Source organism: Streptomyces sp. SID486, assembly GCF_009865385.1.
In the GTDB taxonomy this organism is placed as follows: Bacteria; Actinomycetota; Actinomycetes; order Streptomycetales; family Streptomycetaceae; genus Streptomyces.
The window spans coordinates 24224-31366 of the sequence record NZ_WWJT01000684.1 but is presented as its reverse complement, the minus strand read 5'-3'; the positions used below and the strand labels follow the sequence as shown (position 1 = coordinate 31366).

General features: G+C 73.2%; 7 protein-coding genes. 4 read left to right on the top strand and 3 right to left on the bottom strand.

What is annotated here, in order from left to right:
- Both GT045_RS31865 and GT045_RS31860 read right to left on the bottom strand, forming a co-directional pair.
- Nucleotides 1-1062, bottom strand: a 1062-nt coding sequence (locus GT045_RS31865; protein ID WP_345942814.1) for a zf-HC2 domain-containing protein, incomplete at its 3' end; no start/stop codon positions are given.
- Nucleotides 1059-1616 carry a sigma-70 family RNA polymerase sigma factor gene (locus GT045_RS31860; protein WP_161295337.1) on the bottom strand — a complete coding sequence of 186 codons (558 nt, stop codon included), beginning with the start codon at nt 1614-1616 and terminating at the stop codon, nt 1059-1061. The genes GT045_RS31865 and GT045_RS31860, both read right to left, overlap by 4 nt.
- Before the next feature lie 335 nt (nt 1617-1951).
- Between GT045_RS31860 and GT045_RS31855 the strand changes: the two genes are divergently transcribed.
- Together GT045_RS31855 and GT045_RS31850 are read left to right on the top strand one after the other, a co-directional pair.
- Nucleotides 1952-2332 carry an STAS domain-containing protein gene (locus GT045_RS31855; protein ID WP_161295335.1) on the top strand — a complete coding sequence of 127 codons (381 nt, stop codon included), beginning with the start codon at nt 1952-1954 and terminating at the stop codon, nt 2330-2332.
- A gap of 312 nt (nt 2333-2644) precedes the next feature.
- Nucleotides 2645-3157, top strand: coding sequence for an EF-hand domain-containing protein (locus tag GT045_RS31850; protein ID WP_161295333.1), 513 nt, complete (start codon nt 2645-2647; stop codon nt 3155-3157).
- Between the two features lie 35 nt (nt 3158-3192).
- Here the strand turns inward: GT045_RS31850 and GT045_RS31845 are convergent, their stop codons facing one another.
- Nucleotides 3193-4710, bottom strand: a complete 1518-nt coding sequence (locus GT045_RS31845; protein WP_161295331.1) for an AMP-binding protein — start codon at nt 4708-4710, stop codon at nt 3193-3195.
- 101 nt (nt 4711-4811) lie between these two features.
- Between GT045_RS31845 and GT045_RS31840 the strand changes: the two genes are divergently transcribed.
- Nucleotides 4812-6008, top strand: a complete 1197-nt coding sequence (locus GT045_RS31840; protein WP_161295329.1) for an amidohydrolase family protein — start codon at nt 4812-4814, stop codon at nt 6006-6008.
- Complete coding sequence (locus GT045_RS31835) at nt 6008-7141, top strand: acyl-CoA dehydrogenase family protein (RefSeq protein WP_161295327.1); 1134 nt, start codon at nt 6008-6010, stop codon at nt 7139-7141. The genes GT045_RS31840 and GT045_RS31835 overlap by 1 nt, the downstream gene beginning before the upstream one ends.
- Nucleotides 7142-7143 lie beyond the last annotated feature (2 nt).

The following is a 7143-nucleotide window of genomic DNA, read 5'->3' as shown; positions in this document are numbered from 1 at the left end:
GCGGCGGCGCTCGGCGAGCACCGTCGGCAGCAGGCGGGCCGCCAGGTCGATCATCCGGTTCAGGTGCCGGGGCGCCGGCGGCTGGTACGGGTAGTCCACCGCCTCCGCGATGTCCTCGGCGTGCACCCAGCACTCGAAGGCGCGGTCCAGCATCGCGTCGTGCAGCGGCAGCGCGAAGTCGCCGTACGGCACCCCGAGTCCGCCCGCGTGGCCGCCGGTGAAGGACACCGTCCGCACCAGGCTGTGGCTCTGCTCCCGCCACGGTCCGCGCACCGAGTGGAGCGAGCCGGGGGCGGCCCCGCCCGCAGCGTGGGGGACCGGCGGGAAGTGCGGGGCCCGCCAGACCGCCTCCGTGCGGCCGGCCGGCCCCCGGACACCCGGCTCCGCCGCCCCGGTGACCTCGGCCAGCGGGTCCGCCAGGCCGAGCGCGGCGGCGATCAGCCCGTCCACGGCCAGCAGGTGTGCGATCACCCCGGCGACCGTCGTGGGACGGCTCGTCGGGGTGTCGGCCTCGAACCAGCGCAGCCGTACCGGCGCGTGCCACTCCGCGTCCCCGAAGTCCTGCAGCAGCGCGTCCAGCCGGGCGGTCTCGGCGTCGTACGGCGCCGCCCAGTCGGGCACGGGGATGCGCGGCGGCCGGCGGCTCAGGCAGCTGCCCAGCACCCGGGTCCGCAGGGCGGGGTCCAGGTCCAGGCTCTCCGGCTGGTGCAGCAGGCCGACCGCCTCGCGCAGCCGCCGGGCCTCGTCGGCGCAGCTCCCGCAGTCGCCCAGGTGTTCCTCCACGGCCGCCGTCTCCGCGGCCGAGCACGCGGCCAGCGCCCAGGCGCCGAGCAGCGACTTCAGGACGTCGTGCGACAGGTCGAGCGGCACGGGTGCGGGGTCCCCCAGGTCGGCGCGGTCGGGCAGCGGACGCCCGCTGTCCTCCACCGAGGCGCGGGGCGTGGGTATGCGGGCCGGGCCCGACCCGGGGCCGCCGGCGTCGCCGGGGGAGTCCCCCGCGCCGGTGCCGCCGCCACCGGTGCCGTGGTCGCCGTGTGCCTCGTACCAGCCGGCGCCGTTCACACCGCACCCCGGTAACCGGGCGGTGTGCCCGTGTCGTGGGCGGTGGAGAGAAGTTGGAGGCCGAGGCGTAGCCGGCGGCGGGCCTCGTCCTCGGTGACGCCGAGGTCGACCGCGGTCTGGCGGTAGTCACGGCGCTGGAAATAGGCCGAGTCCAGGGCGGCGCGCAGCGGGGCGGGCATGGAGTGGACGATGAAGTCGGCGCGGGCGGCGACCGAGGCGCGGCGGACCGTGCTCTCTAGCTGCTCGGGCCGTGGCTCCTCCCGTTCCTCCCGGTCCCGCAGCCGCTGTACGGCGACCCGGTGGGTGACCGCGGCGATCCAGGAGCGCAGCGGGCCCTGCCGGGGGTCGTACGTCTCGGGGTGCTCCCAGACGTGGGCGAAGACCTCGCGGGTCGCGGCGTCGGCGGCCGCCTCGTCGCCGAGGACGCGGTGGGCGAGGCTGTGCACGAGCGAGGCGAACCGGTCGTACAGCTCGCCGAGGGCGGCGGCCTCACCGCGGGCGAGCCGCTGCTGCATCTTGCGGTCCCAGCGCGGCGGTGCGTCCTTCCTCACCATGCGGTCCCCTCCCCTCGCCGTGTCCGGCCCGTCCAGCCTGTCGGTCCTGTCTTCTCGAATGTAGTCGGCACGTCAGACAGCGCACGCCCCTTTGTGTCAATGTGCGCCCCCGGGAGCGTCGCAGGTGATAGTGCCCTCTTCACACAACCTTCACGCGAGACGCGCACATCCTTGATCGAACACGATCGATAGTGACCGAAACAAGCCCCTTGTCGATCGCCGACCGTTTGCCGCGTCACGTTTCAGGGAACGGCCGCTGGGCAGCCGCGCGGAAAGTAACGTAGGAACTGCTTCCGTTTCCGGGCGGTTCCGCGAGATCCGGCGAGCGGAGGGGCGTGGCCGTGGCATTCAATGTGACCGGCGTCGAAGAAGGCGAGTGGGCCGTGCTCCGGGTGTCCGGGGAACTGGACCTGATGACCTCGCCGGTGCTGCGCCAGCGCGTGCACGACGTCGTCGCCGAGGGGAGCCACAGCCTCGTCGTGGACCTCTCCGACGTGTTCTTCTGCGATTCCAGCGGGGTGGGCGTCCTCATCGCCGCCCGCCGGCTGATCCGCTCCTGCCAGGGCCGGCTGCGGCTGATCCTGCCGGACCGCGGTGCCGAGGACGGCTCCCACGTCAACCGCGTCCTCGGCGCGCTCGGCGTCCGGCGGCTCTTCGACGTCCACCCCGACCTGGACTCCGCGACCACGGACGAGGCCGGGCCGCTCTCCGCCTGAAGAACCTCCGCACGGTCGGCCCCGACGGCCCCGACAGCTCCGACAGCCCGCACGGCCCCGACAGCCCGACGGCCCGACAGCCCGGACATCCTGGACGACCCGGTCAGCCCCGAGAGCCGGCGCACCTCCGTACGAACGGCCGACACGCCCCCGCCCGAGCCACACTGTTGTCCCGGAATTCCCCCGGTCCTGGCACATTCGCCGGGTTTCCGCCGCCCGGCGGCCACCCGCGTCGTACGCTCCCAGCCAGGCCGGCCCACCGACCGGCACGACCCTCACGTACGAGCCTCACGTAAGGCGGTCCGAACAGACATGGTCAGCACCGAGTACGAGCGCCGGATCGCGGCCCGGTTCGCCACCTTCGACCAGGACGGCAACGGCTACATCGACCGCGGGGACTTCAACGCCGCGGCCAAGGCGCTGCTCGCCGAGTTCGCCGTACCCGCCCGCTCGGACAAGGGGCAGGCGCTGTACTCGGGCGCGGAGGCGTTCTGGCAGGGCATGGCCGGCATCGCCGACCGGGACGGCGACCAGCGCATCACCCGGGAGGAGTTCGTCACCGGCGCGGTCAAGCGGCTGCGGGACAACCCCGACCGTTTCGCCGAGATCGCCCGCCCCTTCCTGCACGCGGCCCTGGCGGTGGCCGACACGGACGACGACGGCCGCGTCGACATCGCCGACACCGCGCGCGTGCTGCGGGTCCTGCGGGTGCCGGAGGACATCGCCGGAGCGACCGCGGCCGCCCTCGACACCGACGGCGACGGCAGGATCGGCGAACCGGACATCGTCCCGGCGTTCGCGCGGTACTTCACGGTGGCCGAGTAGCGCGGGCCGCCCCCGCGGACGGCACCCGGTCCGGTTCAGCCGTCGTCCGCGCAGGGCGGCGCGAAGGACTCCCGGAGCTTGTACTTCAGCACCTTGCGCAGGGTGTCGTTGCGGGGCAGGGCGTCCACCACCTCCAGCCGTTCCGGCAGCTTGTGCACGGACAGCCCCTCCGCCCGGAGGAAGGAGACGACCTCCGGCAGGGTCAGGACGGCCGCTCCCGGCGGCCGTTCGACCACGGCGCAGACGAGTTCGCCGCGTTCGGCGTCCGGGAGGCCGATCACGGCCGAGTCGGCCACCGCCGGGTGCCCGGCCAGCAGGTCCTCGATCTCCTTGGCGGAGATGTTCTCGCCCTTGCGGATGATCACGTCCTTCAGCCGCCCGGTGAGGACCAGATGGCCGGAGTCCGTCACGTGCCCCAGGTCGCCGGTGCGCAGGAAGCCGTCGGCGTCGAAGGCCGCGGCCGTCTGGGCGGGGTCCAGATAGCCCTGGCAGACGGCCTCGCCGCGCAGCCGTATCTCGCCGTCGACGACCCGGACCGACATGCCCGCCGGCGGGCGGCCCTCGGTCGTGGCCAGGTTCTCGGCGGTGTCCCACGGATCCCCCATCGTGATCATCGGGACCTCGGTCATGCCGTAGCCGTGGGTGAGCTGGACGCCCATCTCGCGGACCACGGCGTGGTACAGCCCGGGAGGCTTGGGGGCGCCGCCGCCCGCGAGCAGGCGCAGGGTCGGGATCACCTTCTCGCCGGGCCGTCTGCGCTGCTCGGCCAGGAACAGGGAGTAGAAGGCCGTGGAGCCGCCGGCCACCGTCACCCCGTGCCGCCGGTACTCCGCCAGCGCGCCGGGGAGCGCGAAGTGCTCGAACATCACCGCCGGGAAGCCGTAGAGCAGGAGCATCACCGTGTAGTCGGGGCCGGCTATGTGGGCGTAGGGGAAGGCCATCGAGCCCACGTCGTCCGCCGACAGCCGCAGCGCGTGCGCGAGGCAGGCGCCGCCCGCGATCAGGGAGCGGTCCGTGTGCAGCACCCCCTTGGGGTCGGAGGTGGTGCCCGAGGTCCAGTAGATCCAGCGCACCGAGCCGCCCTCGGCGGGCGGCGGGGGCAGCACGGACGGGTCGCCGTCGGGCAGGGCGCCGTACGCCTCGAACACGCCCTTGGCGCCCAGGCGCCGGGCCATCTGCGTGTGGTCGTGGCCGCGCCAGACGCCGGGCACGGCGAAGAACTCCGCCTTCGACTCGCGCAGGGCGAAGCCGACCTCCCGGTCCCGGTAGAAGGGGATGACCGGGGACTGCACGGCACCCAGGCGGGCCAGCGCGAAGGACAGCACGGCGGTCTCGATCCGGGTGGGCAGCTGCCAGGCGACCACCGTGCCGGGGCGTACGCCCATGCCGTACAGGCCGGCCGCGACCCGTTCGGCCCGCGACCGCAGTCCGCCGAAGGTCAGCCGGCGGCCGTCCTGGAGGAGGACCGGGCGGTCGGGGGTGACGGCCGCGCGGCGGACGACCAGCTCCCACAGCGTGCGGGCGGAACTCAGGCTGTGCGGGGTCTCGTTCACGGATGCCCCCTGCTTGGCTGACGACTCGTCAGGTGACATGCTATCTGACGGGCCATCAGATACGCAGGCCCCAGTCGAGTACCGTCCGGCGGAGGGGACCCATGGCGACCGAACTGCCCCGCATCATCAGCGTCGACGACCACGTGATCGAGCCCGCCCACCTCTTCGAGACGTGGCTGCCCGCCAAGTACCGCGACCGCGGCCCCAGGCCGCTGACCGCCGGGATCGGGGAACTGGCCTACGTCGGGGGCAAGTACCAGATCACCATGGACCCCCAGGGCCAGCCCACCGACTGGTGGATCTACGAGGACCTGAAGTTCCCGTACAAGCGCAACATCGCCGCCGTGGGCTTCGACCGGGACGAGATGACCCTGGAGGGCATCACCCGGGAGCAGATGCGGCGCGGCTGCTGGGACCCCAGGGCCCGGCTGGCGGACATGGACCTCAACCACGTCGAGGCCAGCCTCTGCTTCCCGACCTTCCCCCGCTTCTGCGGGCAGACCTTCGCCGAGGCCCACGACAAGGAGGTCGCCCTCGCCTGCGTGCGCGCCTACAACGACTGGATGGTGGAGGAGTGGTGCGGCGACAGCGGCGGCCGGCTGATCCCGCTGTGCCTGATCCCGCTGTGGGACGTGGAGCTGGCCGTCGCCGAGATCCGGCGCAACGCCGCGCGCGGGGTGCGGGCCGTCACCTTCTCGGAGATCCCCACGTACCTCGGGCTGCCCTCCATCCACTCCGGTCACTGGGACCCGTTCTTCGCCGTCTGCCAGGAGACCGGCACGGTCGTCAACATGCACATCGGCAGCAGCTCCCAGATGCCCGCCGCCTCCCCGGACGCGCCGCCCGCCGTCCAGGCGTCGCTGAGCTTCAACAACGCGATGGCCTCGATGATGGACTACCTCTTCAGCGGGGTCCTCGTGAAGTTCCCGCGGCTGAAGCTCGCCTACTCCGAGGGGCAGATGGGCTGGATCCCGTACGCCCTGGAGCGCGCCGACGACGTGTGGGAGGAGCACCGCGCCTGGGGCGGGGTCAGGGACCTGGTCCCCGAGCCGCCGTCGACGTACTACTACCGGCAGATCTTCTGCTGCTTCTTCCGCGACAAGCACGGCGTCGCGTCCCTCGACGTCGTCGGCCGCGACAACGCCACCTTCGAGACCGACTACCCGCACGTCGACTCGACCTTCCCGCACACCAAGGAGGTCGCCCTCGACCACGTGAAGGGACTGGACGACGAGACCGTCCACAAGCTGATGCGGGGCAACGCCATCCGCATGCTGGGCCTGGACCTCGACCGCTGATGGACCTCTGCGACACGCCCGAGGAGGCGGAGTTCCGGGCCCGCCTCGGCGAGTGGCTCGCCGAGGTGCTGCCCACCCTGCCCGCCAGACCGGCCCCGGACGACTGGCCGGGCCGCCGCGCCTACGACCTCGGCTGGCAGCGGATGCTCCACGACGCCGGGTACGCCGGTGTCCACTGGGACGCCTCCCCGACCCTGCGGATGGTCTTCCTGGAGGAGACCGAGAAGGCCGGCGCACCCTATGTGGGAGCCAACTTCGTCGGACTGCTGCACGCCGGCCCGACGATCGCGGCCGAGGGCACCGCCGGACAGCGGGCCCGCTGGCTGCCGCCGATCCTGCGGGGCGAACAGGTCTGGTGCCAGGGGTTCAGCGAACCGGACGCCGGCTCCGACCTCGCCTCGCTGCGCACGCGCGCGCGACGGGACGGGGACGCGTACGTGGTGACCGGGTCCAAGATCTGGACCTCGCACGCCGAGGTCGCCGACTGGTGCGAACTGCTGGTGCGCACCGACCCGGACGCACCCCGGCACCGGGGCCTGACCTGGCTGGCGCTGCGCATGGACGCCGACGGCGTCACCGTACGGCCGCTGCGCACGCTCGCCGGCTCGGCGGAGTTCGCCGAGGTGTTCCTCGACGAGGTGCGGGTGCCGGTCGCCGACCGGGTGGGGGAGGAGAACGACGGCTGGCGCGTCACCATGGTCACCCTCTCCTTCGAGCGCGGCACCGCCTTCGTCGGCGAGGTCGTCGCCTGCCGCCGGGTGCTCGGCGAACTCGCCCGGACGGCGCGGCGCAACGGCCGCTGGGACGACCCGGCACTGCGCCGCCGGCTGGGCCGGCTGGACGCGGAGTTCCGGGCGCTGTGGCGGCTGACCCAGTGGAACGTCAGCGAGGCGGAGGCGAGCGGCGGGGTGCCGGGCGTCGGCGGCTCCGTCTTCAAGCTCCGCTACTCGCACGCCCGCCAGGAGCTGTACGACGCCGCCGCCGAGGTCCTGGGCGCGGACGCCCTCGACCTGGACCGGCCCTGGGTGCTCGACCGGCTGTCCGCGCTGTCGTACACCATCGCCGCCGGTACCTCGCAGATCCAGCGCACCATCGTGGCCGAACGGATCCTCGGCCTGCCGAGGGGGAGATGACC

Bases quoted from the DNA above. Each gene is read 5' to 3' on its own strand.
- GT045_RS31860 (WP_161295337.1), bottom strand. From the start codon at position 1,616: ATGGTGAGGAAGGACGCACCGCCGCGCTGGGACCGCAAGATGCAGCAG.
- GT045_RS31850 (WP_161295333.1), top strand. From the start codon at position 2,645: ATGGTCAGCACCGAGTACGAGCGCCGGATCGCGGCCCGGTTCGCCACC.
- GT045_RS31835 (WP_161295327.1), top strand. From the start codon at position 6,008: ATGGACCTCTGCGACACGCCCGAGGAGGCGGAGTTCCGGGCCCGCCTC.
- GT045_RS31840 (WP_161295329.1), top strand. From the start codon at position 4,812: ATGGCGACCGAACTGCCCCGCATCATCAGCGTCGACGACCACGTGATC.